At 67.3% G+C, this 23,731-nt stretch carries 25 protein-coding genes and 1 pseudogene; 19 read left to right on the top strand and 7 right to left on the bottom strand.

Annotation, left to right across the window (positions count from 1 at the left end; translation table 11 throughout):
• Nucleotides 1-32 precede the first annotated feature (32 nt).
• The 4 genes from Rhe02_RS39320 to Rhe02_RS39305 are packed head-to-tail and all read left to right on the top strand — an operon-like array spanning nucleotide 33 to nucleotide 3,479.
• A complete protein-coding gene (locus Rhe02_RS39320; protein WP_203913585.1) occupies nucleotides 33-632 on the top strand; it encodes a hypothetical protein in 600 nt (199 codons plus the stop codon).
• Nucleotides 629-1,645: an efflux RND transporter periplasmic adaptor subunit gene (locus tag Rhe02_RS39315; RefSeq protein ID WP_203913584.1), complete on the top strand. Its 1,017-nt coding sequence runs from the start codon at nucleotides 629-631 to the stop codon at nucleotides 1,643-1,645. Before Rhe02_RS39320 ends, Rhe02_RS39315 begins: the two co-directional genes overlap by 4 nt.
• Nucleotides 1,642-2,295: an ABC transporter ATP-binding protein gene (locus Rhe02_RS39310; protein WP_203913583.1), complete on the top strand. Its 654-nt coding sequence runs from the start codon at nucleotides 1,642-1,644 to the stop codon at nucleotides 2,293-2,295. Before Rhe02_RS39315 ends, Rhe02_RS39310 begins: the two co-directional genes overlap by 4 nt.
• Nucleotides 2,289-3,479 (top strand): ABC transporter permease, encoded by a 1,191-nt coding sequence (locus tag Rhe02_RS39305; RefSeq protein WP_203913582.1) that lies wholly within the window; start codon nucleotides 2,289-2,291, stop codon nucleotides 3,477-3,479. Before Rhe02_RS39310 ends, Rhe02_RS39305 begins: the two co-directional genes overlap by 7 nt.
• A gap of 38 nt (nucleotides 3,480-3,517) precedes the next feature.
• Here Rhe02_RS39305 and Rhe02_RS39300 read toward each other — a convergent pair whose 3' ends face one another.
• Complete coding sequence (locus tag Rhe02_RS39300; protein ID WP_203913581.1) at nucleotides 3,518-5,191, bottom strand: DUF885 domain-containing protein; 1,674 nt, start codon at nucleotides 5,189-5,191, stop codon at nucleotides 3,518-3,520.
• Nucleotides 5,192-5,297: 106 nt separating this feature from the next.
• Between Rhe02_RS39300 and Rhe02_RS39295 the strand changes: the two genes are divergently transcribed.
• A complete protein-coding gene (locus Rhe02_RS39295; protein WP_203913580.1) occupies nucleotides 5,298-6,326 on the top strand; it encodes a DMT family transporter in 1,029 nt (342 codons plus the stop codon).
• Here Rhe02_RS39295 and Rhe02_RS39290 read toward each other — a convergent pair.
• Nucleotides 6,221-6,988: pseudogene (locus Rhe02_RS39290) on the bottom strand (PHP domain-containing protein); the annotation flags it as partial. The gene Rhe02_RS39295 and the pseudogene Rhe02_RS39290 sit on opposite strands and share 106 nt — an antisense overlap.
• A gap of 100 nt (nucleotides 6,989-7,088) precedes the next feature.
• Between Rhe02_RS39290 and Rhe02_RS39285 the strand changes: the two are divergent.
• On the top strand, nucleotides 7,089-7,994 hold the full coding sequence (locus Rhe02_RS39285; protein WP_203913578.1) for a hypothetical protein: 906 nt from the start codon (nucleotides 7,089-7,091) through the stop codon (nucleotides 7,992-7,994).
• On the opposite strand, the gene Rhe02_RS39280 is transcribed toward Rhe02_RS39285, so the two are convergent.
• Nucleotides 7,991-9,130 carry an outer membrane protein assembly factor BamB family protein gene (locus Rhe02_RS39280; protein WP_203913577.1) on the bottom strand — a complete coding sequence of 380 codons (1,140 nt, stop codon included), beginning with the start codon at nucleotides 9,128-9,130 and terminating at the stop codon, nucleotides 7,991-7,993. The genes Rhe02_RS39285 and Rhe02_RS39280 overlap by 4 nt on opposite strands.
• A 66-nt stretch (nucleotides 9,131-9,196) precedes the next feature.
• On the opposite strand from Rhe02_RS39280, the gene Rhe02_RS39275 reads away from it, so the two are divergent.
• From Rhe02_RS39275 to Rhe02_RS39260, 4 genes are all read left to right on the top strand, one after another.
• Complete coding sequence (locus tag Rhe02_RS39275) at nucleotides 9,197-10,192, top strand: prephenate dehydrogenase/arogenate dehydrogenase family protein (protein ID WP_203913576.1); 996 nt, start codon at nucleotides 9,197-9,199, stop codon at nucleotides 10,190-10,192.
• Entirely contained in the window at nucleotides 10,189-10,485 is a 297-nt protein-coding gene (locus Rhe02_RS39270; protein WP_203913575.1) for a hypothetical protein, read from the top strand. Before Rhe02_RS39275 ends, Rhe02_RS39270 begins: the two co-directional genes overlap by 4 nt.
• A gap of 93 nt (nucleotides 10,486-10,578) precedes the next feature.
• Nucleotides 10,579-11,088: a tRNA adenosine deaminase-associated protein gene (locus tag Rhe02_RS39265; protein WP_373320773.1), complete on the top strand. Its 510-nt coding sequence runs from the start codon at nucleotides 10,579-10,581 to the stop codon at nucleotides 11,086-11,088.
• Between the two features lie 13 nt (nucleotides 11,089-11,101).
• Entirely contained in the window at nucleotides 11,102-11,518 is a 417-nt protein-coding gene (locus tag Rhe02_RS39260) for a nucleoside deaminase (RefSeq protein ID WP_203913573.1), read from the top strand.
• Here the strand turns inward: Rhe02_RS39260 and Rhe02_RS39255 are convergent, their stop codons facing one another.
• Nucleotides 11,519-12,778, bottom strand: a complete 1,260-nt coding sequence (locus Rhe02_RS39255) for a 3-oxoacyl-ACP reductase (protein ID WP_203913572.1) — start codon at nucleotides 12,776-12,778, stop codon at nucleotides 11,519-11,521.
• A 16-nt stretch (nucleotides 12,779-12,794) separates the two neighbouring features.
• Here Rhe02_RS39255 and Rhe02_RS39250 point away from each other — a divergent pair, with 16 nt between their 5' ends.
• A complete protein-coding gene (locus Rhe02_RS39250) occupies nucleotides 12,795-14,042 on the top strand; it encodes an acetyl-CoA C-acetyltransferase (protein ID WP_373320772.1) in 1,248 nt (415 codons plus the stop codon).
• Here the strand turns inward: Rhe02_RS39250 and Rhe02_RS39245 are convergent.
• Both Rhe02_RS39245 and Rhe02_RS39240 read right to left on the bottom strand, forming a co-directional pair.
• Entirely contained in the window at nucleotides 14,039-14,458 is a 420-nt protein-coding gene (locus tag Rhe02_RS39245) for a PIN domain nuclease (RefSeq protein ID WP_203913570.1), read from the bottom strand. The two genes, Rhe02_RS39250 and Rhe02_RS39245, sit on opposite strands and share 4 nt — an antisense overlap.
• Complete coding sequence (locus Rhe02_RS39240) at nucleotides 14,455-14,667, bottom strand: type II toxin-antitoxin system VapB family antitoxin (RefSeq protein ID WP_239124338.1); 213 nt, start codon at nucleotides 14,665-14,667, stop codon at nucleotides 14,455-14,457. The genes Rhe02_RS39245 and Rhe02_RS39240 overlap by 4 nt, the downstream gene beginning before the upstream one ends.
• A gap of 84 nt (nucleotides 14,668-14,751) precedes the next feature.
• Between Rhe02_RS39240 and purB the strand changes: the two genes are divergently transcribed.
• Nucleotides 14,752-16,170, top strand: a complete 1,419-nt coding sequence (gene purB / locus Rhe02_RS39235; RefSeq protein ID WP_203913568.1) for an adenylosuccinate lyase — start codon at nucleotides 14,752-14,754, stop codon at nucleotides 16,168-16,170.
• On the opposite strand, the gene Rhe02_RS39230 is transcribed toward purB, so the two are convergent.
• Nucleotides 16,146-17,198 (bottom strand): phosphotransferase family protein, encoded by a 1,053-nt coding sequence (locus Rhe02_RS39230; RefSeq protein WP_203913567.1) that lies wholly within the window; start codon nucleotides 17,196-17,198, stop codon nucleotides 16,146-16,148. The genes purB and Rhe02_RS39230 overlap by 25 nt on opposite strands.
• Before the next feature lie 30 nt (nucleotides 17,199-17,228).
• Between Rhe02_RS39230 and Rhe02_RS39225 the strand changes: the two genes are divergently transcribed.
• The 7 genes from Rhe02_RS39225 (at nucleotide 17,229) to Rhe02_RS39195 (ending at nucleotide 23,334) form a co-directional block, all read left to right on the top strand.
• Nucleotides 17,229-17,831, top strand: coding sequence for a TMEM165/GDT1 family protein (locus tag Rhe02_RS39225; RefSeq protein ID WP_203913566.1), 603 nt, complete (start codon nucleotides 17,229-17,231; stop codon nucleotides 17,829-17,831).
• Nucleotides 17,832-17,920: 89 nt separating this feature from the next.
• Nucleotides 17,921-18,157, top strand: coding sequence for a phosphoribosylformylglycinamidine synthase subunit PurS (purS, locus tag Rhe02_RS39220; RefSeq protein WP_203913565.1), 237 nt, complete (start codon nucleotides 17,921-17,923; stop codon nucleotides 18,155-18,157).
• Nucleotides 18,154-18,837, top strand: coding sequence for a phosphoribosylformylglycinamidine synthase subunit PurQ (gene purQ / locus Rhe02_RS39215; RefSeq protein ID WP_203913564.1), 684 nt, complete (start codon nucleotides 18,154-18,156; stop codon nucleotides 18,835-18,837). Before purS ends, purQ begins: the two co-directional genes overlap by 4 nt.
• The gene (purL, locus tag Rhe02_RS39210; RefSeq protein ID WP_203913563.1) at nucleotides 18,834-21,068 is read left to right on the top strand and encodes a phosphoribosylformylglycinamidine synthase subunit PurL; all 2,235 of its coding nucleotides are present in this window, start codon (nucleotides 18,834-18,836) and stop codon (nucleotides 21,066-21,068) included. The genes purQ and purL overlap by 4 nt, the downstream gene beginning before the upstream one ends.
• Before the next feature lie 87 nt (nucleotides 21,069-21,155).
• Entirely contained in the window at nucleotides 21,156-21,635 is a 480-nt protein-coding gene (locus Rhe02_RS39205) for an RNA polymerase sigma factor (protein WP_203913562.1), read from the top strand.
• Nucleotides 21,635-22,606, top strand: a complete 972-nt coding sequence (locus tag Rhe02_RS39200) for a CU044_5270 family protein (RefSeq protein ID WP_203913561.1) — start codon at nucleotides 21,635-21,637, stop codon at nucleotides 22,604-22,606. The genes Rhe02_RS39205 and Rhe02_RS39200 overlap by 1 nt, the downstream gene beginning before the upstream one ends.
• A gap of 53 nt (nucleotides 22,607-22,659) precedes the next feature.
• On the top strand, nucleotides 22,660-23,334 hold the full coding sequence (locus Rhe02_RS39195) for a copper homeostasis protein CutC (protein ID WP_239124337.1): 675 nt from the start codon (nucleotides 22,660-22,662) through the stop codon (nucleotides 23,332-23,334).
• Nucleotides 23,335-23,731: the final 397 nt, after the last annotated feature.

The raw sequence follows: 23,731 nt of genomic DNA, 5'->3' as shown, positions 1-23,731 counted from the left end.
CAGGTTACCGGCTGTCGACTGCACTGTTGTCCATGAAATTCACCAGGTTGACCGTATTCGTGGCGGCGCTGGCCTGCGGGCTCGCGCTGTCGGGATGCGGCAAGAAGCCAGACGACGGGATAGCCTCCGCCGGCCAGAACCAGGCGCAGGCCACCGGCTCGCCGGTCTCGGAGGATCCGCAGGAGCGGGCCCGCCAGTTCGCCCAGTGCATGCGCGATCAGGGCATCGAGATGCCCGATCCGGAGTTCACCGACGACGGCGGTATGTCGATTCAGATCGGGCCGGGCGAAGGCGGCCCGGTGACCGATGCCCAGGGGATCGACCCCAAGCAGGACATGTCCAAATTCGAGGAGGCGCACAAGGCCTGCCAGCAGTTCATGCCCAGCGGCGGTGAGATGGGCAAGCCGGATCCGGAGATGGAAGCCAAGATGCGCGAGTTCGCCAAGTGCATGCGGGAGAACGGGGTGGAGAACTTCCCGGACCCGTCCACGGAGGGCGGCGGCATCATCATCGGCGGACCCAACTCCGAGAACGGCATCGACCCGTCCGATCCGACCTTCAAGGCGGCACAAGAGAAGTGCGCGGCGCTCATGCCGAAGATGCAGATGCGCAAGGAGGGGCCCGGTAAATGAGGCGTCGCACTTTCATCAGCGCCGGGATCGGGGCCGCCGCGCTCGCGGCGGCCGCGGTCGGGCTTTCGGTGGGATTGCCCACCGGGGCAAAGGAAGCCACCGCCGAGACGGCACCGCGCAAGACCGCGAAAATCACGAAGCAGAACCTCGCCGATACGGAGACCAAATCGGGCACGCTCGGCTACGGCAACACCACCAAGCTGGCCAACAAAGCCAATGGCACCATCACCTGGGTACCAGCCGCAGGCGCGACGGTCGAGCGAGGCGGCACACTGTACAAAGTGGACGATCTGCCGGTCGTCCTCATGTATGGCGCGTTGCCGTTCTACCGGCCGCTGTCCTCGGGCATGGAAGGCGCGGACGTCGACCAGTTCACGGCCAACCTGAAAGCGCTGGGGTATTCGGGTTTCAGCACGAGCGCCATCAAGAAGTGGCAGAAAAAACTCGGCCTGACCGAAACCGGCATGGTTGAACCAGGCAGGATAGCGGTGGCCGCGGAAGCGATCCGGGTCGCCACGGTGGAGGCGAGCGTCGGCGACGATGCCTCGCCCGGACGTGAGGTGCTCACCTACACCGCGACCAAACGCCAGATCATCACCACGATCGAGGTCAACGACGCGCGGCTGGTGAAGGTGAACGAGAAGGTGAAGGTCACCCTGCCGGACAACAAGGTGGTCGACGGCACGATCGTCAGCTCCCGCAACGTCATCCAGAACCAGCAGAACGGCGACCCGGTCACCAAGATAGAGGTCACGATCGGGCTGGGCGACGCGAAGGTCGACTTCGACCAGGCGTCGGTACGGATAGCATTCGTCGCCTCCACCCGGCAGAACGTCTTGACCGTCCCGGTCGCGGCGCTGCTGGCGCTGCGCGAAGGCGGTTACGGCGTCGAGGTCATCGACGGCACGACGAGCCGCATAGTCGCGGTGGAAACGGGCATGTTCGCCGCCGGCCGGGTGGAGATCTCGGGTCAGGGGCTCAGCGACGGCCTGACGGTAGGAATGCCCTCGTGATCAGGCTGCAGGAGGTCACCAAGGTCTACCCGGGCGACGTCCGGGCGCTCGACGGGGTGTCGGTGGAAATCGAGGCGGGCGAGCTGGTTTCGATAGCCGGGCCGTCCGGCTCGGGCAAATCCACCATGCTCCACGTCATCGGCGCCCTGGACCGGCCGTCTACCGGCTCGGTCGAGATCGCCGGCTACGACCTCGCCGTGCTCTCCGATCGGCAGCTCTCCGCGCTTCGGGGGAGCCGGATCGGCTTCGTGTTCCAGCAGTTCCACCTCGCCCCGGGTCTGTCCATGGTGGACAACGTGGCCGACGGGCTGCTCTATTGCGGTGTGGCGCAGGCCGAACGCCGGGTGAGGGCGGTGGCCGCGCTGGAGCGGGTCGGGCTCGGTCATCGGCTCAGGCACCGGCCGCACGAGCTTTCCGGCGGCGAGAAGCAACGCGTCGCGATCGCCCGGGCGGTGGTGGGCGATCCCCCGCTGCTGCTGGCCGACGAACCCACCGGCAACCTCGACTCCCACTCCGGCGAGGTGGTGCTGGACCTGTTGCGCGAGCTGAACTCCGACGGCACCACGGTCGTGGTCATCACCCACGACCGCGAGATAGCGGAGAGCATGCCCCGCCAGATCACGATGAAGGACGGGGTGATCACGTGTTGAGGCCGGCTCGGCTTCGGCTGGGGGACCTATTGCGCGTTGGCGCGGTTGGTCTTCGTACCCGAAAAACAAGGGCTTTTCTTTCTGCTCTTGGCATCGCGATCGGGATCGCCGCCATGATCTCGGTGGTGGGGATCTCGGCGTCATCGCGGGCCGAGCTGGATCGCGAGCTGGCCAGCTTGGGCACCAATCTGCTCACGGTCGGGCCTGGCAACACCTTCTTCGGTGACAGCGCGAACCTGCCGGCAGAGGCGACGAGCATGATCTCTCGGATCGGCTCGGTGACCGACGTGGCCGCGGTCGGCAAGATTGAGGCCAATGTCTATCGCAACGACCGCATCCCGCGCGGGGAAAGCGGCGGCATTTCGGTGCGGGCGGCCGAGCTGAACCTGCCGGAAACCATTGGCGCGACCGTGCGCAGCGGGGCGTGGCTCAACGAGGCCACCGCGCAGTTCCCCGCCGTGGTGCTCGGCGCGAAAACCGCTGAGCGGCTGGGGATTGCCGAGGCAGGCGAGGATCTCCAGGTGTGGCTTGGCGACCAGTGGTTCACCGTGGTGGGCATCCTCAACCCGGTGCCACTTGCGCCCGAGCTGGACTCGGCGGCCCTTGTCGGCTGGCCCGCCGCCAAGTCCTATCTGGATTTTGACGGGTACCCGACGACCGTCTACACCCGGGCCAAGGACTACGCCGTCGAGGCGGTGCAGGCGGTGCTCGCCGCGACCGCCAACCCGGAGGCGCCCAACGAGGTCAAGGTGTCGCGACCGTCCGACGCGCTGGCGGCCCGGCAGGCGACCGACAAGACCTTCACCGGGCTGCTGCTCGGGCTGGGATCGGTGGCGCTGCTCGTCGGCGGGGTCGGGGTGGCCAACACCATGGTTATCTCTGTCCTGGAAAGGCGGGCCGAGATCGGCTTGCGCCGCTCGCTTGGCGCGACCAAGGGCCAGGTACGAAGCCAATTCCTCACCGAGTCGTTGTTGCTCGCCGCGCTCGGTGGGCTGGGTGGGGTGCTCCTGGGTGGCCTGGTGACGACGGGCTACGCCCTGCTGCAAACCTGGCCCAGCGTGGTCCCCGCTTGGGCAACATTGGGCGGTGTCGTGGCCACCATCCTCATTGGAGGAATAGCCGGCCTCTACCCCGCGATGCGCGCCGCACGCCTGAGCCCCACCGAAGCGCTCGCCGCACCGTGAAAATGCGGGGCCCGGACGGGCCCCGCATTGCCTTACCGCTAAAGACGCGCGAGCGCTTTGCGCAACGGGTCGAGGCCCAGCGCGCCCAGGTTGAGGGCATCGCCGTGGAACTTCTTCAGGTCGAAGTCGGCACCCTTGCGCGCCTTGGCATCGTCGCGCGCCTGCAGCCAGATGCGCTCGCCCACCTTGTACGAGGGGGCCTGGCCCGGCCAGCCGAGGTAGCGGTTGAGCTCGAAGCGCAGGTTCTCCTCCGGCACCCGGCAGTGCGCCCGCATGAACTCCCAGCCCAGCTGCGGCGTCCAGCGCTCGCCCGGGTGGAACCCGAACGGGTTGTCGCGCGGGATCTCCAGCTCGAGGTGCATGCCGATGTCGACGATGACGCGTGCCGCCCGCATCCCTTGCGCGTCAAGCATGCCGAGCTTGTCGGCCGGGTCGGACAGGTAGCCGAGGTCGTCCATCAGCCGCTCCGAGTAGAGCGCCCAGCCCTCGCCGTGGCCCGAACACCAGCACAGCAGGCGCTGCCAGCGGTTGAGCAGCTCGGCCCGGTAGACCGTCTGCGCCACCTGGAGATGGTGCCCTGGCACTCCCTCGTGGTACACGGTGGTGACCTCACGCCAGGTGCTGAACTCGTCGATGCCCAGCGGCACCGCCCACCACATCCGTCCCGGCCGCGTGAAGTCTTCGCTCGGGCCGGTGTAGTAGATCGCGCCGTCGCTCGTGGGCGCTATGCAGGCCTCGATGCGGTGTACCGGCTCGGGAATGTCGAAGTGCGTGCCGTGCAGATCGCTGATGGCCTTCTCGCCCAGCTGCTGCATCCACTCGCGGAACGCTTCCTTGCCCGCGATGCGGTATTTCGGGTCGGCGTCGAGCTTTTCCACGGCTTGGGACACGGAAGCGCCGGGGCCCGCGATCTCGGCCGCCACCGCGCGCATCTCGGTCTCCAGCCGGTGCAGCTCGTCGAAGGCCCAGGCGTAGGTCTCGTCGAGGTCGACGCGCGCGCCGAGGAAGAATTGGCTCGCCAGCTCGTAGCGTTCGCGCCCGGCGGCCTCCTTGGGCCGGCCCAGCGGGGCCATCTCCTCGTTGAGGAAGTGACCGAACTCGATGGTGGCGGCGTTGGCCGCCTCGGCCGCGGTGTCGAGCCTGGCGCCCAGCGTGCCCTGGGCACCGACCCGGGCCACCAGTTTGCGGTAGAAGTCGTCGCCGGCGGGATCCGTCCAGATCGCACACTGCTTGGCGACTTCGATCATCTGCTTGCGCGCGGAGACGTTGCCCCGGCCCGCCTCGTCCAACAGCGTCTGCCTCAGCTGGGTCAGCGCCGCGGGAAAGGCTTCCAGCCGGGAGGCTATGTTCTCGGCCGCGCCTTCGCCTTCGGTGGGCATCAGGTCAAAGGCCTGTCGCGTGTTGTGCAGACCACTGTTGATCACGTTCATCTCGCTTGCGGTCTCGCCCGCCTCGTGCCGGGCGATCGCGAGCTCAAGCCGTTCCTTCATCGCCTCTTTGGCGACGAATTCGCGGTCGTCGATCGGTTCTATCGAGTTGAGCTTGGTAAGGGTTCGCCTATCAAGCTCGGCAAGCGCCTCGTAGCCCTCGATGGATAGATCATCCAACTTGTCGTCGTAACCCTCTATGCCCACATAGGTAGCCCCCACGGGGGATAGTGGCGCCCACTCATCGACGTAGCTATTGGCCAAGTCGTCTACACGTCGTTCCATGTCGACGAACCTATCCGAAACAGTGTGAGGAAACAGACTGGAATTGGTGGTTGGTTGTCCGAAAACCGCACGCCTTTGGTCGGCCACCTCTGGCAGAGTGTCAGGAGTGACACCCAGTAACGCTCCTGACAAGCGCTCATCCTGGCTGCCCGGCTTCCTCGCCAACGCGGTCATCTGGGGCTCGTCGTTCATCTTTATCAAGATTGCGGTCGAGGTGCTTCACCCGACCTGGGTCGCGGCGGGACGCCTGGGCGCTGGGGCCCTCGCGCTGCTGGCGATACTGATGGTCACCAAAACCCGGCTCCCCGCGCAGCGCCGCGTCTGGCTGCACATGCTGGTGCCTGGGGTGCTCGGCACGGCTGTGCCGTTCGCGCTGTTCGCCTACGGCGAAGAGCGGGTCTCGAGCATCGTGGCGGGCATCTGGAACGCCACCACCGCGCTGTGGGTGCTTCCCTTCGCCGTCTTCGTCTACCGCACGGAGAAGTTCACCGTCCGGGCGGCGGCCGGTCTGGGCCTCGGCTTCGCCGGGGTGCTCGTGGTGCTCGGCTTCTGGCAAGCCCAGGCCTCCGACCTGGTGGGCCAGCTCATGTGCGGGGCGGCCGCGCTCTGCTACGGAATCACCATTCCTTACATCAAACGCTTCATCACCGGCAGCACCACCGCTTCGGGCGTTTCGCTGGCCGCGGTCCAAGTGATCATCGGAACGGTGGCGTCAACCCTCGCCGCGCTTGTCCTGTCCGGTCCGCCTCCCGCGCCGAGCAGCTGGGGCTGGGATGTCCTCGGCTCGATTCTGGCGCTGGGCGTGTTCGGCAGCGGCATCGCGTTCGCTCTCAACATGCGCGTCATCAAGGTCGCTGGGGCTTCTACGGCCGCGTTTGTCACCTATCTGGTACCGGTGGTGGCCGTGCTGCTGGGCATAGTGGTCCTGGGCGAGTCGCTGACGTGGAACCTTCCGGTAGGCGCCGCGATCGTGCTCCTCGGGGTGGCCACCGCCCAGGGGCTGTTCACCCGCAGGCGGGTGGCGGCGGTTCAGCCGCCGTGGGAAGCGGCCCAATCGAGCAACTCCTCCGCCGACCACGTGTTGACCACCCGCTCGGGTTCCAGCCCGGCAGCCTCGGCTCGCTCACACCCGTAGCTCAGCCAATCCAGCTGCGCCACCGCGTGGGCGTCCGAGTCGATCGCGAAGAGAAGGCCATCGACACGGGTCGCCTTGCGCAGCATGGTCGAGGGCGGGTCCAGGCGGTCCGGACGGCAGTTGATTTCCAGCGCTTTGGAGTTCGCGGCGACCGCCTCGAACACGGCATCGGCGTCGAAACTGCTGGGCGGCCGGCGTCGTGTCGCGTGCGAGGCGTCGGTGGCCACCGGCAGCTTGCGGCCCGTGCAGTGGCCGAGGATGTCCAGGTGCGGATTTTCCAGTGCCTTCACCATGCGCCGGGTCATCGCGCCCTTGTCCATGCGCAACTCACTGTGGACGGAGCCGACCACGACATCCAGCTCGGCGAGCAGCTCCGGACTCTGGTCGAGTGAGCCGTCGACGAGAATGTCGACTTCTATGCCCCGGAGGACGCGAAATCCCGTACCGGCGAGAGAATCATTGACCGCTTGAATGACTTCTAGCTGCTGGCGAAGGCGTGCCGCCGTCAATCCGTTGGCAACCTTCAATCTGGGCGAGTGGTCGGTGATGACGACGTAATCGTGTCCGGCCTGAGCCGCGGCCGCGATCATCGCTGGCAGCGTGTCTCCCCCGTCCGACCAATCGGTGTGGACGTGGCAATCACCGCGCAAAGCGTTTCGCATATGCCCCATTGTCCTTTCTGGTTCTTGCCGCTAGCGTTCTCCGTCGCAACGAGAGGAATGGCCGATGCCGGTAGAGCCGATGCCCACAGGAGAGTTTCGTATGATCCAGCAGCGAAGCCTGGCTTATACCGACCCTGACTTACAAGTCGACGAGCCCGCGGGCCCGACCGTCGGCGTGGGCGACATCCGGCTTTTCACCATGGTGCTCGGCGCGGTCACCGGGGCGGCGATCGCGGCGACCAGCCACCCAGCCAAGGGCGATGAGCAGCAGAAGTGGCTCATCTTCGCGCTCGTCGCCACCCTGCTCGGGGTCGCCGCCGGTGAGGCCTTCGGGTTCGGCCTGTCCCGCTGGGCCGAAGTGAAGCAGTACCACGTCATCAAGCGCTGGCGGGTATGGCTTTCCGTGCTGTTGGTGCTTCTGGTCGCGGCCGGTCTGGTCGCTTCGACGCCCTACATCTTCCAGGACAGCGAGAACCTGACCCAGAACGGCATCGCCCTCTCCGCCCTGGCCATCATCGGCGGCCTGCCCATCGCGCTGACGCTGGCCGCCATCAAGCAGGTCGTCGCCGACCCGCTGCCGGGCAACGCCGGACAGCAACTCGACGCCCTGCTGCGCCTGCGCCGTATGGCCGCCCGCATGCTCAGTCAGCTAGGCCTGCTGGTGTTGCTCGTGATGGGCGTCAACGCGGCCGCTCTGGACTGGGGCCTGGAGAAGCAGAATCCCAACGTCGTCATCTTCTCGGGCGTGGTCGCCTCGTTCGTCGTCGGCATGATGTACGTGCCTTCCGCGTCCACCCTGCGCAAGCGCGGCGCCATCTACGTCGAGCGCTATTTCCCGCTCGCCAACGTGATCACCGGCCAGCTCATCACCGCCGCCGACGACCGGCTCAAGCTGGAGAAGATGCTCGGCCTCGACCAGACCACCTTCGGTGAGCTGAGAGCCGGTTTCGTCGTGCTCACCCCGGTCCTCGTCGGCCTCATCGCCTCTCTCGTGCCCAGTTTCTAGAGGGGCAGGTTGAAGAGGGCGAAGCGGCGTTGTTCCACGCCGTTGATGACGCTGAACTCACCGCCCGCGGAGAGCTGGCCGTGCGCGTCGTCGGCGATGAGGGTGTGCACGCCGACCGAGCCGTTTCCGTTGGCTGTCCAGGGCAATAGGGCGCCGTTGAGGTCGACCGCGGCGAGCTTGATGCGGCGCGTGGACCCGTCGAGACACACGCCCTTGTTGCCGACGTTGGTGCTCTTACACACGTTGTCGAAGTGGCCACCGAGGTAGACGACATCTTCGAGCACGGCGATCGCCTGCACGTCGCCGTCGGTGGTGATGGTCCATTTCGCGTCACCGGTGGCGGCGTCGATAGCCATGGCCCGGCCGCCGCTGCCATCGATGCCGGCGTAAAGCACGCCACCGGCCAGCGCGAGATCGTGAATCATCGCGAACACCTTGGAGGCAAAGGAAGTCAGCACCCGACCGGAGTCAGGGGTCACCGCTGCCAGTTTCTGGGTACTCGACGCGCCATTGACGCTGCCGAAGCGTCCCCCGAGGAAGACGCTGTCGGCGGTGGGAAGGATCGCCAGCACCGAGTCGTCGGCGACCGGGGCCCAGCTCTGGTCGAGCGCCCCGGTCAGAGCGTCGAAGGCGGCCACCCGGTTGCGGGTGTAGCCGTCCACTCTGGTCAGCGACCCACCGAGGTAGACCCGGCCGTGGCCGGTGGCGATGGCCTTCGCGGCACCGCTGATGGTGTGGCTGAACGTGGTGCGCAACGCCCCCGTACCGGGGTCGAGCTTGGCGAGCGAATCGCGTTTGACCCCGTTGACGGAGGTGAAGTCCCCGGCGATGTAAACCCCGGTGGCGTCGACAGCGATCGAGGTGACGAGCGCGTTGGCGGTGGGTTTCCAGCTCAGCAGCGCGCCGTTGCGCGCGTCGAGGGCGGCGAGCCGGCCGCGGCTGAACTTGATGCCGTTGACCGTCGCCGAGCTGAAGTCGCCTGCCACATAGATGACGTGTCCCCAGTAGACAGCCGTGCGCACCGGTCCGTCGAAGGTGGCCGAGGGCATCGGGACCGGGCTGACCGGCACCGCGTAAGCCGTACCCGGTAGGGCCAGGGCGACCGCGGTGGCAGCGAGCGTGAGCAGGCGTCTCATGATGATCCAACGAATCAGTCAACCGGCTGGTCGCTACCGGGCACGATCTTGTGTAAGGCTTCCGCTGTGAATATCGCGGTGATCGGTTTGGGCCTCATCGGGGGCTCGCTAATCCGGGCTCTCGCGGCACGAGGCCATCGGGTGCTCGGGTTCGACGCCGATCCGGCGGTAAGGGCCACCGCGCGCGACGCGGCGGCGCGCATGCCCGCGACCGGGCGCTGGCAGGTGACCGCGACCATCCGCGATGTCGCCGCCGACGCCGACCTGGTGGTGCTGGCCGTCCCGCTTCCAGCCCTGCACAACGTGCTGGACGCCTTGGTGGCCAGCGGCTTCCACGGCCTGATCACCGATGTGACATCGGTGAAGGGGCAGGTACGCGACGCGGTCGCCACCCGGCTCACCGGCGCGGCCAACCCGGTGGCCGGTTTCGTTGGCGGGCATCCGATGGCGGGCCGGGAAGCCTCCGGCTTCGCCTCCGGAGACGCGGCCCTGTTCACCGGCTGCGCCTGGGTGCTCTGCCTCGATGAGGGGGTCGGTCTCGACGACTGGCTCACCGTGGCGGAGCTGATCACCGAGCTCGGGGCCCGGGTGGTCCCGGCCACGACCGAGGAGCACGATCGTGCGGTCGCGGCGATCAGCCACGTACCCCACCTGATGGCCTCCGCCCTGGCGGCCAACGCGGCCGAGGACCTGCTGGCGCTGACCCTCGCAGCGGGCTCGTTCCGGGACGGGACAAGGGTTGCCGCCACCCGGCCGGAGCTGGTCGCGGCGATGTGCGGCGGTAACGCGGAGGCGGTCAAGCTGGCCCTGGCCCACGTGATCCAGCGTCTCGACGGGGCGATGCAAGCGCTGGAGGAGCGGGATCCGGTCAAGGCGGTGCGCGCGTGGGCCGCCGAGGGGCATGCCACCCGTGGCGCCTGGCCGCCCGACCCGGGAAGGCCCGAGGAAGTGCCTGCGCACGTGGAGACTTTGCTCCGATTGGGCCGCGCCGGAGGATGGGTCACGACTGTGGCCCCCGATCGGCGTACCGTGACCGGCTTTTTGCCGGTTAGCAATGCATGACGAGACCGACGCTGCGCGAGGCGCATCCGGTCCGGGCCGCCGCGGTGCTCAGTGGCGCGCTCGCGGCCGGGCTGTGGTTGCTGGCGTTTGGGTTACTGAGTGTGACGCTACGTGGCTATCTGTGGTGGACTCTCGTCGCCGGGCTGACCGCCTGGCTCGCCGCCTACCTGCTCACCAGGGCCGGTGACCGTGGTGTCGCCACCGGGGTCGCGGCTGCTGCCGGGGTAGCGTGGGCCGTGGCGGTGCTTTCCGTGTTAATCGAATGGATCCGGCTGGGCGATTGGCCGGTGTGATGAGTGTTCCCGGAGCGGATTACGATGCGTATAACCGGTCGTTTTTCAGATCAGGACAGTGAAACATCGATTCTTGGGGGAAGTCACGTGTCCTTGGTTAGCTCTGCGCATTTCGCCGCAGCGGTAGTCCGGGGAAAATTGGGCTGGTCCGCTTCTGAATTGGATCTCAGCGGCGTCGCCGATGTGGACGAGGTCGCCGATCTGCTCCGCGATGCGGAGCCCGATGCCTCGGTTTCGTTGCTCTTCGTCGAGGCCGTCGATGCGTACCTTGCCATCATGCGTCTCGATGAGGGTGAGGATCTGCGCATCTTCGGGTCCGACTCGGCATTCGCCGAGGAGTCGAGGCTGGGCAAGCTGTTGCTGAGCGACGTCGAGTCGCCGGCTCTGGAGATCGACGAAGAGGTCGATGACGAAGACAAGCCGGCCGCCGATCCCACCGTGGACCCGGTCGGCGACGCCGATCTCCTCGCCGACCTCGGCGTCTCCGCGCACAAGCTGTTGCAGCTGTGCGCCACCGATGGCCTGTTGCCCTCCGACATCACCGCCGAGCTGTGCCAGATGATTGGCTGTGGCGACGAGGTCGAAGAGCTACGTGAGTCATGAGTTCGATGATTGGATGCGGCGCGCCCTCGAGGTAGCGCGGTCCTCCGTCGATGACGTGCCGGTCGGCGCGGTGATCTACTCCGGCGCCGGTGAGGAGATCGCTTTCGGTCACAACGAACGCGAGGTCACCAAAGACCCCACCGCGCACGCCGAGATCGTCGCGCTGCGCAAAGCCGCCGGGATCCGGGGCGCCTGGCGGCTCGCCGATTGCACGCTGGTGGTGACGCTGGAGCCGTGCACGATGTGCGCTGGGGCCATCGTGCTGGCCCGGGTGGCCAGGGTGGTGTTCGCGGCGTGGGAGCCGAAGACGGGTGCCGCTGGGTCGCTGTGGGACGTGCTGCGCGATCGCCGGCTCAACCATCGCCCCGAGGTCTACTCCGGCGTGCTCGCCGACGAGGCGGCCGACCTCATGCGGCAATTCTTTAGATGATCACGCTCCGAGGAGCATCTGCCCGCACACCCGCACCACGTTGCCGGTGACCGTGGCGGAGCCCGGGGCGGCGAACCAGGCGATCGTCTCCGCCACGTCTACCGGCAGCCCGCCCTGGGACATGCTGTTCATGCGCCGTCCCGCTTCGCGGACCAGCATCGGCATCTTCGCCGTCATGGCCGTCTCGATGAAGCCCGGCGCGACCGCGTTGGCGGTGATGCCCAGATCGCGCAGCTGCTCGGCCAGCTCGTGGATCCAGCCGATGACGCCCGCTTTGCTGGTGGCGTAATTGGTCTGGCCCCGGTTGCCCGCTATCCCGGCGATGGAGGCCACGCCGATGACACGGCCGCCCTGCGGGATGAGCCCCGCGGCCAACAGCGACTGGGTGACCCGGGCCGGGGCGATCAGGTTGACGCCAAGAACGCTTTCCCAGCGCTGCTGGTCCATCTTGGCCAGGGTCTTGTCGCGGGTGATGCCCGCGTTGTGCACCACGATGTCCAGCTGCGGGTGCCGGGCTTGAATCTGCTGCGCCAGGTCGCCGTTTCCGGTCAGATCCAGTTGCAGCGCTTCGCCTTTGACCCGATTGGCCACCTTGGCCAGCTCCTGGCCGGCGGCCGGGACGTCGAGACAGATCACGTGGGCTCCATCGCGGGCCAGCACGGCGGCGATCTCGGCGCCTATCCCGCGAGCCGCGCCGGTCACCAGCGCCACTTTGCCGGTCAGGTCGCCGTCACCCGGCTCGCCGGGCCCGATGACGATCGTCTGCCCGCTCACATAGGCCGACTTGGCCGACAGCAGAAAGTCCAATGTGGAGCGTGCGCCGTCGATGGTGGCGCCGGGCTTGAGCCGGATCAGCTGGGCGGTGGTCCCTCTTCCAAACTCCTTGCCTACGCTGCGTACGAAGCCGTCGAGCGCACGCTGCGCGGCGCTCTCCTGCGCCTTGCCGATCACGATGACCCGCCCGTTCGGGGTCAGTGACCTGGCCACCGGATGGAAGAACTCGTAAAGCGCTTGCAGGTCTTCGGGTTTGGACAGCCCGGTGGCGTCGAAGACCAGCGCGTGATAGCGGTCGGTCTCGATCGGCTGGAGGGCCTTGGTGAGCTCTTTCTGATGTGGGCTGCCGTCTGGGCCGAGCAACACCGGCCCGGCCGCCTGGCCGGGTTGCCACCTCACGAGCTTCGGCGGGTCGGGCAGACCCAACCGCTTGACAAGCGGCTTGCCCAGGCCCGACCTCGCGAAACTTGAATACCGGTCACCCATGAGGTACACCTTACTCGTGAGTAAGGACATAAGGCGCGTAGCGGTGCTTGGTGGCAGCCGTATTCCGTTCGCCCGTTCCAACGGTAAATACGCCCGTGCCTCCAACCAAGACATGCTGACCGCGACACTCGACGGGCTCGTGGCCCGCTTCGGGTTGGCCGGCCAGCGGGTCGGTGAGGTGGCCGCGGGGGCCGTGCTCAAGCACTCACGCGACTACAACCTCACCCGCGAATCGGTGCTCGGCAGTGGCTTGGCCGCCACCACTCCGGCCGTCGACCTTCAGCAGGCGTGCGGCACAGGGCTTCAGGCGATCACCTATATCGCCAACAAAATCGCCGTCGGGCAGATCGACTCGGGCATCGGCGGTGGAGTCGACACCACCTCGGACGCTCCGCTCGCCCTCAACGAGCAACTGCGCCGCACCCTGCTCGACATGCGGGCCGCGCGCAGCACCGGCGGCCGGCTCAAGGCCGCGATCGGGCTTCGCCCACTGCAGCCGTTCCAGCCGGAGCTGCCGCGCAACGCGGAGCCGCGTACCGGAATGTCGATGGGCGAACACGCCGCCATCACCGCCCAGAAGTGGGGCGTGACCCGTGAGGATCAGGATGAGCTGGCGCTCGACTCACACCGGAAGCTGGCCGCCGCCTATGACAGCGGTTTCTTCGACGACCTTGTGACGCCCTATCTCGGCCTGATGCGCGACCAGAACCTGCGCCCCGACTCGTCTTTGGAGAAACTGGCCGCGCTCAAGCCCATCTACGGGACCACCATGACCGCGGGCAACTCGACGCCGCTGACCGATGGCGCGGCTCTTGTCCTGCTGTCCAGCGAGCAATGGGCGGCCGAGCATCGGCTGCCGGTGCAGGCTTATTTCGTCGACGCGGAGACCGGCGCGGTGGACTTCGTCAACGGCGACCCCGAACCCGAGGGCCTGTTGATGGCCCCGGTCTACGCGGTGCCCCGGCTGCTCGACCGGCTGGGCTTGAAGCTGCAGGACTTCGACTTCTACGAAATCCATGAGGCCTTCGCGTCACAGGTGCTCGCCACCCTCGCCGCCTGGGAAGCCAACGGCCACGGCTCGATCGACCGCAGCCGCCTCAACGTGCACGGCTCCTCGCTCGCGGCCGGACATCCCTTCGCCGCCACCGGCGGCCGGATTGTCGCCACCGCCGCGAAACTCCTTGCCCAGAAGGGCTCCGGCCGCGCTCTCATCTCCATCTGTGCAGCCGGAGGCCAAGGCGTAGTCGCCGTTCTCGAGCGCTAGTCAACCGATCCCGGATCGGCCACCCAACTGGAAGGCTGACCGGTCGTTTTGGTCACGGTGTCGAAGTCGCGGTCGTAGTGAAGAAGGGTGAGCCCGTTCAGCTCAGCCGTGGCCGCGACAAGCAGATCGACCGGCCCTGCACTGCGATGCTCACCTCTCTCGGTGAGCATCGCCTGCACCTGGGTAGCCCGTCTGAAGACGTCCTCGGGCATGGGCACCCAGGGATATCCATCATTCAGCGTTTCCAGAATGAGCTCCCGATCCTCCTTGGAGCGCGCCGTGAACAGCATTTCAAGCTCTGTCACCGGGCACACACCGACTATGCCGGCATCGATCTGATCGGCCCATCCGAGCTCAAGACTGCCGCGGAGAAGGCGAGTCAGCGCACTGGTGTCGGCTAGATAGACCGTGTTCATAGGTTGGGCTTCGGGCGGTAGTTGTTCTTATCGAGCAGCTCGTCGAAGTAGCCGGAGTCAGCGATTTCGCGAAGCTTGGCCTGGGCGCGGGCTCGCCGGATCCGGGCGGCGGTCTCCCGGAGGGCGGTGTTGACGGTGTCCTTCTTGGTGGTCGTGCCGAGGATCGCGGCCGCTTCGGCCAGCGCTTCCTCGTCGATGTCGATCAGCATCTTTGTCACCATTGTCTCCCTGGCCAAGGAGGGTATACCGAGTGTCGGTTCAGTATATACGGCAGAGATGAGAGACTGGGGTACGTGATTTCGAACGTGCTCGCGGCTCGCTATGCCTCACCCGCGATGAACACCATCTGGTCCGCGGAAGAGAAGATCCGCGCGGAGCGACGGCTGTGGCTGGCTGTGCTTCGGGCGCAACGGGATCTCGGGATTCCGGTCGAGGACGGGGTGGTCGAGGCCTACGAGCGGGTGCTCGATCGGGTGGACCTCGACTCGATCGCCGCGCGGGAGCGGGTCAGCCGCCACGATGTGAAGGCGCGCATCGAGGAGTTCAGTGACCTCGCCGGGCACGAGCACATCCACAAGGGGATGACCTCACGCGACCTGACCGAAAACGTGGAGCAGCTTCAGATTCGCGACTCGCTGCTGCTGACCCGTGACCTGATGGTCGCCGCGTTGCGCAGGCTCGCGGAGCGGGCCGCCGAATACCAGTCGGTCATCATGGCCGGGCGGTCCCACAATGTGCCGGCCCAGGCGACCACGCTGGGCAAGCGTTTCGCCTCGGCCGCGGGGGAGTTGCTGATCGCCTATGACCGGCTGACCGAGCTGATCGCGCGATATCCGTTGCGGGGCATCAAAGGCCCGGTGGGAACCAGCGCCGATCAGCTGGACCTCTTCGACGGCGACGCGGAGAAGGTGGCGGAGCTGGAGCGGCGGGTCGCCGGCCACCTGGGCTTCACCCAAACCCTCGACAGCGTGGGTCAGGTGTACCCGCGTTCGCTCGACTACGACGTGGTGACCGCGCTCGCCCAGGCCGCCGCAGCGCCGTCCAGCTTCGCCACCACGATCCGGCTCATGGTCGGCCAGGAGCTGGCGACCGAGGGCTTCAAGCCGGGCCAGGTGGGCTCGTCAGCCATGCCGCACAAGATGAACACCCGCTCCAGCGAAAGAATCAACGGCTTGGCCGTGATCGTGCGCGGCTACGTGAGCATGGTGGGCGAGCTGGCGGGCGACCAGTGGAACGAGGGCGACGTCTCGTGTTCGGTGGTGCGGCGGGTGGCCCTGCCCGACGCGTTCTTCGCGATCGACGGCCTGTACCAGACGTTCCTCACCGTCCTCGACGAGTTCGGCGCCTACCCCGCGGTGATCAGCCGGGAGCTGGAAAGGTATCTGCCGTTCCTGGCCACGACGAAGGTTCTGGTGGGCGCGGTGCGCAAGGGCGTGGGCCGGGAGTCCGCGCACGAGGCCATCAAGGAACACGCGGTGGCGGTCGCGCTGGCTATGCGCGAGCAGGGCCAGGCGGCCAACGACCTCTTCGATCGGCTGGCAGCCGACCCGCGGCTCAGCCTGACCCGGGCCGAAATCGATGCGCTTATCGCGGACAGAGCCGCTTTCGTCGGCGCGGCCCAGGCTCAGGTGGCGGCGGTGGTGGCCCGGGTCGAGAAGATCGTGGCCCAGCTGCCGGCCGCCGCGGCCTACTCGCCGCCGGCGATCCTCTGAGCTTCGGCCAACCAGAACGGCACATCCCCGGCGTGATAGGGGTGTTCCGAGGGCTCGATGTGGGCAAGGAAGTTTGCGTAAACGGCCGCGTTGCGCAGCGCGGCCACCGGCCTTAGCGCCTCGACGGCGGCCTCGGGATCGCAGCCTGGCAACGCTTCGCGCCAAAGCTCGGCCCAATGCCTCACCAATACCAAAGCATCCTCTTTGGACAGACGTTCAGTGAGCCGAAGGATGTCGAAGCCGGGCTGACCCCAGAAGGAGTCGCCCCAGTCGATGATGGTGCGCTGCGCTGGCGTCCCCCTGACGTTGCCCGGATGAAGGTCGCCGTGCACCAGGGTGTCGGGCATGCCCGCGGCCGCCACCCGCTCCAGGCGTTCAGCCAGCCACGGTTGCGGGGCCAGCGCGAGCATCGGGGGCAGCCCGCGCGGCGGGCCGGTCTGCAGGGCGCGCAGCTGGATGCGCACCATGTCCTCGGCGATGTCCCGATGCACCTCGAACTGGGCACCGTAAAGGTCCTCGCCGGGGACGTCGGCGAGCAGCATCCGGCCCTGGTCGTCGGCGGCGATCAGGGGCGGCTGTCCCAGGTACCCGATGACAGAAGCCTCATGGAGAAAGAACCTCGGGACCTGTTTGAGCCAGACCAGACCGCGTTCGGTCTCCAGTTTCCATATGGCGGAGAGGTTCCAGGTGCGCTGCTGGTGCACATTCGTGATTGGACAGTCGAGCACCTGTTGTGCCCAGGCAAGGGTGCGGGAAGGGCCGCCCGGCTTGGCGTAGTCGGGGCGCAGCGGATGGTCGGTGTCGTGCACCGGCCCGGCCCAGCCCACCGGCTCGGCCAGATAGGTCACCCTGCCCCCGTTGGTGAGCCCGGGTTCGGTGCTCAGGATCCGCAGCACCGAAAGGTCGAGCCCGAAGTGCTTGCGGGCGCCCGAGACCACGCCGCGCACCTCCTGCCACCACGGATAGTCGACCTCGAACGGCGCCAGCGCCGTGCCGTCCACCAGTAAGAGCGTCACCTCACGAGTCACAGGTGCACGCTAGCCTGCAATGATCGGGGCGTGGAATTCGTGGGGGCCATGCTCGTAGCTTTTGTTGCGATCTTCCCGGTGGAGCTGCCGGACAAGACGTTCGTGGCGACCCTGGTCCTTTCCACCCGCTACCCCCCACTGCCGACCTGGATCGGGGTGGTGCTGGCGTTCGCTGTGCAGTGCGCCGTCGCGGTGACCGCCGGGCACCTGATCTCGCGGCTGCCGCAGCGCCCGGTGCAGCTCGTGGCGGCCGGGCTCTTCCTGGTCGGCGCGATCGTCCTGGCCCGTGGCGCGCGCAAGGCGGATGCGCAGGAACGCGAGGCGGAGGAGGAGTACAGCGCCAAGGTCACCGAGCGCAAAACGGGCCTGCGCGCGGTGGGGGCAAGCTTCGTCGTGCTCTTCGCCGCCGAGTGGGGTGATCTTTCCCAGCTGCTGACCGCAAGTCTGGTGGCCAGTGGCCGGCCCCCGATCGCCACCGGCCTCGGTGCCTGGCTGGCCCTGGCGACGGTCTCCGGTCTCGCCGTTTTGCTGGGCAGATGGCTGCTCAAACGGGTGAAGTTGAGCTTGATCAGATACATCGGCGCAGGCGTCTGTCTCGCACTGGCGACAGTGACGATCATCTCAGCGATCTGATGTCCCCATTTCTGCCACCTGTCATCTTGCTTGTAGGCTGTTTGTGCCCGCACGAGACGGCATTTACCCGCCTTTACTAGGAGATCCCCGTGGCTCGCGTCGTGGTTGACGTCATGCTCAAGCCCGAAATCCTTGACCCACAGGGTCAGGCTGTGGCCAACGCTCTTCCCCGCCTAGGCGTCAGCGACGTCGCCTCGGTTCGCATCGGCCGCAGGGTCGAGATCGAGTTCGAAGGTGAGGCCGACCTCGAGCGCGCCCGCGAGATCGCGGACAAGCTCCTGGCCAACCCGGTGATTGAAAACTTCCAGGTGAAGGTCGAGTCGTGAAGGTCGGTGTGGTTACCTTCCCCGGGTCGCTCGACGACCGGGACGCCGCCCGCGCCGTGCGCATCGCCGGCGGTGAGGCTGTGCGGCTGTGGCACGCCGATTCGGACCTGCACGGCGTCGATGCCGTGGTGTTGCCCGGCGGCTTCTCGTACGGAGACTATCTGCGCTGCGGCGCCATCGCCCGCTTCGCGCCGGTGATGGAATCGATCAAGAAGGCCGCCTCCAACGGCCTGCCGGTACTGGGCATCTGCAACGGTTTCCAGATCCTCTGCGAGGCACACCTGCTGCCCGGAGCGCTGACCCGCAACCAGCATCTGCGCTTCCGCAACCGGGAGCAGTGGGTGCGGGTGGAGAGCAGCGCGACCGCATGGACCGGCGACTACCAGGACGGACAGGAGATCTACATCCTGATCAAGAATGGTGAGGGCTGTTTCGTCGCCGATGAGGAAACGCTGGACATGCTGGAGGACAACGGCCAGATCGTTGCCAGATACGTACACGGCAACCCGAACGGGTCGATGCGTGACATCGCGGCCATCCGTAACGAGGCGGGCAACGTGGTCGGCATCATGCCGCACCCGGAGCACGCGGTGGAGGCCCTCACCGGCCCGTCCCTCGACGGTCTCGGCTTCTTCACCTCTGTGCTGAAGCACCTTTCGGGCGGGAGTGAAAAAGAATGAGTATCGATACTGTCGAGCGCGCCGAGTCCACTCCGGACGAGCTTCAGCCCTTCGCGGAGCTGGGGCTCAAAGAGGACGAATACGAGCGCATCTGCCAGATCCTCGGACGCCGTCCCACCCAGTCCGAGCTGGCCATGTATTCGATCATGTGGAGTGAGCACTGCTCGTACAAGTCGAGCAAGATTCACCTGAAGCAGTTCGGGGAGAAGGCCCCGCCGTCGGATCGGATGCTCGCCGGGATAGGCGAGAACGCGGGCGTCATCGCCGTCAACGACAAGCTCGCCGTCACGTTCAAGGTGGAGTCGCACAACCATCCGTCCTTTGTGGAGCCCCATCAGGGCGCTGCCACCGGCGTCGGCGGGATCGTGCGCGACATCCTGGCCATGGGCGCCAGGCCGGTCGCCGTCATGGATCCGCTTCGCTTTGGTGCGGCGGATCACCCCGACACCGCGCGCGTGCTGCCGGGGGTGGTCGGCGGGATCGGTGGCTACGGCAACTGCCTCGGCCTGCCCAACATCGGCGGCGAAGTGGTCTTCGACCCTTCGTACCAAGGAAATCCGCTCGTGAATGCCCTGTGCGTGGGCGTTCTTCCCGTTGACCGGCTGCAGAACAAGGCGGCCACCGGCCCGGGCAACATCGTCGTGTTGATGGGTGCGAAGACCGGACGCGACGGAATCGGCGGCGTCTCCGTGCTGGCGAGCGCGACCTTCGATGAGGGCTCCGAGCAGCGGCGGCCCAGCGTTCAGGTGGGCGACCCGTTCATCGAGAAGCTGCTCATCGAATCCTGCCTTGAGCTCTATGAGAACAAGCTCATCGTCGGGGTACAGGATCTCGGCGGCGCGGGTCTGACCTGTGCCCTGACCGAGACCGCGGCGGCGGCCGGCACCGGGATGGATGTTCAGCTGGAGAAGGTGCACCTGCGCGAGGCCTCGATGGAGCCGCACGAGGTGCTCGCCAGCGAGTCTCAGGAGCGCATGCTCTTCATCGTCGAGCCGTCCAATCTGGACGCTGTACTCAACGTCGCCTCGATCTGGGGCGTCATCGCCACCCCGATCGGCGTGGTCACCAACACCGGCCGGGTCCGCATCACCTGGCACGGCGAGACCGTGGTGGATGTGCCGCCGGGCAGCCTCGCCGACGACGGGCCGATCTACGCCCGCCCGCTGCGCGAGCCGGCCGACCTGATCCTGTTGCAGGCCGATCGCGCGGAAACGTTGCCCAGGCCTACAGATCTTCGGGAAACGCTGCTGACCCTGGTCGCCTCGCCGAACCTGTGCGACAAGACCTGGGTCACCGAGCAGTACGACCGTTACGTGCTGGGCAACACGATCCTCGCCCAGCCGGAAGACTCGGGCATCATCCGCATCGATGAGGAGACCGGCCTGGGCATAGCCCTGTCGGTCGACGGCAACTCCCGCTACACCCGGCTCGACCCCTACGACGGAGCGCGGCTCGCCTTGGCCGAGGCCTTCCGCAACGTCGCCGTGACCGGTGCCGAGCCGGTCGCCGTCACCGACTGCCTCAACTTCGGCTCGCCCGAGGACCCGGCCGTCATGTGGCAGTTCGCCGAAGCCGTGAGGGGTCTCGCCGACGGTTGCCAGGAGCTGGGAATCCCGGTCACCGGCGGCAACGTGAGCTTCTACAACCAGACCGGCGCCACCGCCATCCACCCGACCCCGATCGTGGGGGTGCTCGGGATCATCGACGATGTGGCGAAGCGGATCCCGATGGGCTTCAGCCACGATGGCGATCTGCTCTTCCTGCTCGGCGAGACCGCCAACGAGTTCTCCGGGTCGGAGTGGGCGTGGGTCACCCATCAGCATCTGGGCGGCCGCCCGCCCAAGGTCGACTTCGGGCGTGAGCAGGCGCTGGCCGGGTTCATGGCGCGCACGGCAGAGCTGGGCCTGGTGCGAAGCGCGCATGACCTCTCCGAGGGCGGGCTCGCCCAGGCCCTCACGGAATCGTGTCTGCGCAAGGGAATCGGCGCGAATGTGACGGTCGGCGAGGACGCCTTCGTTGCCCTGTTCAGCGAGTCGGCCAGCCGGGTACTGGTGGCCGTCCCGATCGGTCTGCGGCAGGCCTTCGAGGCCGTGGTGGCCGAGCAGGAGATCCCGCTGACCCTGCTGGGCACCACCGGCGGCACCTCGCTCGTGGTGAAGGACCAGTTCGAGATCCCGCTCGACGAGCTGCGCACAGCTTGGTCTTCGACGTTGCCGAAACTTTTTGGCTAAGAACGGGAACACAGGTGTCCGGTGCGGGCAAGTAGAGGTATGCCAGCACCGGACACTTTGCTGTTAGGTCCGACTGATATCGGTGGGATGTTCGACCGCCACGCTCGGGACCTGCTGCGTTACGCCACCCACCGGGTGGGGGAGCAGGCCGCCGAGGACATCGTGGCGCAGACCTTCCTCGCCGCCTACGAACAGCGCAACCGATACGACCCGGGGCGCGGCGATCTTCTGCCGTGGCTTTACGGCATCTGCAACAACCTGCTGCGCCGGCATCGCCGCGCGGAGCTTCGCCGGCTGCGCGCGACGGCGTCCCTGCGTCCCGCGGAAAACAGCGGCGAGCCGACCGCCGACCGGATCGATGCCCAGCGCGGCGTGGCGCAAGTTGCCCACGTGCTGGCTCGGTTACCGCGCCGGCAGCGGGAAGTGTTGCTGCTCTTCGCCATCGCGGAGCTGGAGTATTCCGAGATCGCCATTGCGCTCGGGATCCCGCTCGGCTCCGTCCAGTCGTCCCTGCACCGCGCGCGCACCAAGATCCGCGCCGCGCTCTCGCTTGAAGTGAGGCCCTGATGACCGATCCCGATCTGCTTGCCGTGCGCCAGCTCGCGGCCGAGCCCACCGATGAGTCGGTGACCCGGTCCTGGTACCGGATAACCCAATTGGAAGCGATTCGCTCCCGCCCGTCCCGGATGCGCCGGCTCACCCCGGTCATCGCCGCTCTTTCCGTAGTCCTGCTGGCCGCGGCGTCGGTAACCGTGGTCCGGGTCGGTCCGGGCACGCTGTGGCCGGTGGCTTCCACGCCCGAAACCATCGACGTCCTGAACGCGCTCGCGGACACCGCCGAGCACGGACCGGCCGCCCCACAGCTCACCGAAGGCCAGCTCATCCGGGTCAAATCCGAAGGCTGGGCGGGTGGTTGCGGCAACACCTCATGCACCATCGAAGCTCAGCCGCGCGAGATGTGGTTCGACCCGCAGGGCATGATCGTCCTGAAGATCCTTGCCGGGACCCAGAATCTGATGGAAGGCCCGAAAGCCAACGCTGCCGAGGACATCGCGCAGCAGCGGCAGCAGTTCCAGCAGCAGCAGGCGGGCCTGAACATGCCCACCCCGCAATGGCTGGCCGGCCTGCCCACCGATTCCGGCGCGCTGCTCACCCTGCTTCGCGAGCAGACCGCCGACAACGACAGCTGGACTGTTGACCATCAGCTCTGGGATGCCATGGGCCAGCTCTACTCCAGCAGCGAGCTGCTCCTGCCTCCCGCCGTGCGAGCGGCATTGCTGCGCTCGTTCCGGGGGCTGAGCGGGCTGAGCGTGCGGCACGTCACCATCGACGGCGCGCAACTCGTCGCGATCCGCCAGACCGACGGCGACAGCGGCAACGAAATCATCTTCGACCCGCAGACCGGCCGGGCTGTGGGCCGAGGCAGCAGCTACACCGGGGACGACATCACCATCGTGCAGGCCCCCAACGGCCCAGTGCTTGACCCAGGCATCCTTTACCAGGCCACCTGGGAGCAGTCCATAGTGGACGGATTGTAGGTGTGACAAGGGGAACGGTTTTGCCGTTCCCCTTCCATGCGATGATTGCCGTTGTGCCCGTGCCGCTTTTGGAAGTCATCGCTCTCGATGCCGTCGATGCCCGTCACGCCGAGCAGGGTGGCGCCGACCGTCTCGAGCTGGTCGCCGACATGGCAAGCTGGGGCCTGACCCCCTCGGTGGAAACCTTCGCCGCTGTCCGCGCCGCCACCACCCTCCCGATCCGCGTGATGATCCGCCAACATGAGGGCTTCGCCGCGGGCGACCTGACCGAGCTCCAGCACACCGCGCGTGCCCTCCGCGACGCCGACGCCACCGAGTTCGTGCTCGGTTTCCTTGACGAGTCAAGCGAAGTGGACCTCGACGCCGTCAAAACCGTGCTCGAATCGATCGGCGCCGCCCCCTGGACCTTCCACCGCGCCATAGACTTCGCCGCAGACCGCCCCGCCGCCTGGCGCGCCATCCAAGACCTCCCCGGCCTCGACCACGTCCTCACCTCCGGCGGCCCCGCCGGCTTCGACGGCCTCCCCACCGAAGCCCGCGCCCTGCCCCCCACCGCCCCCCGCATCCTCGCCGGCGGCGGCCTCCGCGAGCCCCACCTGCCACCCCTGCTGGCCGCGGGCGTCACCGCCTTCCACTGCGGCACGGCAGTGCGCCCCAACGGCTCCTGGACCTCCCCCATCGACCCAGCGCTCGTCCACCACTGGCGCACCCTCCTAGACGCCCCATAACCGACACTCCCTTTCTGCTTTCTGCGCCGGTCCGTCGTGGTCGCTCGCCGCGAGCTCCCGCGCGGCAACGAAGGCCCGTGCGTGGTCACCCCCGGGCGGCTGCGCCGCCCAGCGCTCGTGCCTCCCCGGGCGCCCGTGCCGCCCAGCGCCCGTGCCGCCCAGCGCCCGTGCCGCCCAGCGCCCGTGCCGCCTCGCGGTCACCGGAGGGCGTACTGCGTTTCTCTGTGGGGTTTCTGGTCGGCTCGCGCTGCCTACTGTTCTTGTGGCAGCTACATCTCTGCCTCGCCCTGTTGGTGCAGAGGTATAGCTGCCACGGATCCCCTCACCACTGGCGGTGGTGTGACCGGCTTTCTCCGCCGCGATCGACCCGATCGACAGCGGGAACCGCTGGCGGGGG

It is taken from the genome of Rhizocola hellebori (assembly GCF_016862955.1).
Classification (GTDB): Bacteria; Actinomycetota; Actinomycetes; order Mycobacteriales; family Micromonosporaceae; genus Rhizocola; species Rhizocola hellebori.
The sequence above is the reverse complement of the archived record's forward strand: the minus strand, read 5'-3'. Positions and strand labels throughout refer to the sequence as shown.

What these genes read in the sequence shown, in the direction of transcription:
- Rhe02_RS39200 (WP_203913561.1), top strand. Translation starts at nt 21,635, where the DNA reads ATGACCGATCCCGATCTGCTTGCCGTGCGCCAGCTCGCGGCCGAGCCC.
- Rhe02_RS39205 (WP_203913562.1), top strand. Translation starts at nt 21,156, where the DNA reads ATGTTCGACCGCCACGCTCGGGACCTGCTGCGTTACGCCACCCACCGG.
- purL (WP_203913563.1), top strand. Translation starts at nt 18,834, where the DNA reads ATGAGTATCGATACTGTCGAGCGCGCCGAGTCCACTCCGGACGAGCTT.
- Rhe02_RS39270 (WP_203913575.1), top strand. Translation starts at nt 10,189, where the DNA reads ATGACGAGACCGACGCTGCGCGAGGCGCATCCGGTCCGGGCCGCCGCG.
- Rhe02_RS39245 (WP_203913570.1), bottom strand. Translation starts at nt 14,458, where the DNA reads ATGAACACGGTCTATCTAGCCGACACCAGTGCGCTGACTCGCCTTCTC.
- Rhe02_RS39315 (WP_203913584.1), top strand. Translation starts at nt 629, where the DNA reads ATGAGGCGTCGCACTTTCATCAGCGCCGGGATCGGGGCCGCCGCGCTC.
- Rhe02_RS39320 (WP_203913585.1), top strand. Translation starts at nt 33, where the DNA reads ATGAAATTCACCAGGTTGACCGTATTCGTGGCGGCGCTGGCCTGCGGG.
- Rhe02_RS39255 (WP_203913572.1), bottom strand. Translation starts at nt 12,778, where the DNA reads ATGGGTGACCGGTATTCAAGTTTCGCGAGGTCGGGCCTGGGCAAGCCG.
- Rhe02_RS39260 (WP_203913573.1), top strand. Translation starts at nt 11,102, where the DNA reads ATGCGGCGCGCCCTCGAGGTAGCGCGGTCCTCCGTCGATGACGTGCCG.
- Rhe02_RS39240 (WP_239124338.1), bottom strand. Translation starts at nt 14,667, where the DNA reads ATGCTGATCGACATCGACGAGGAAGCGCTGGCCGAAGCGGCCGCGATC.
- Rhe02_RS39300 (WP_203913581.1), bottom strand. Translation starts at nt 5,191, where the DNA reads ATGGAACGACGTGTAGACGACTTGGCCAATAGCTACGTCGATGAGTGG.
- Rhe02_RS39285 (WP_203913578.1), top strand. Translation starts at nt 7,089, where the DNA reads ATGATCCAGCAGCGAAGCCTGGCTTATACCGACCCTGACTTACAAGTC.
- Rhe02_RS39280 (WP_203913577.1), bottom strand. Translation starts at nt 9,130, where the DNA reads ATGAGACGCCTGCTCACGCTCGCTGCCACCGCGGTCGCCCTGGCCCTA.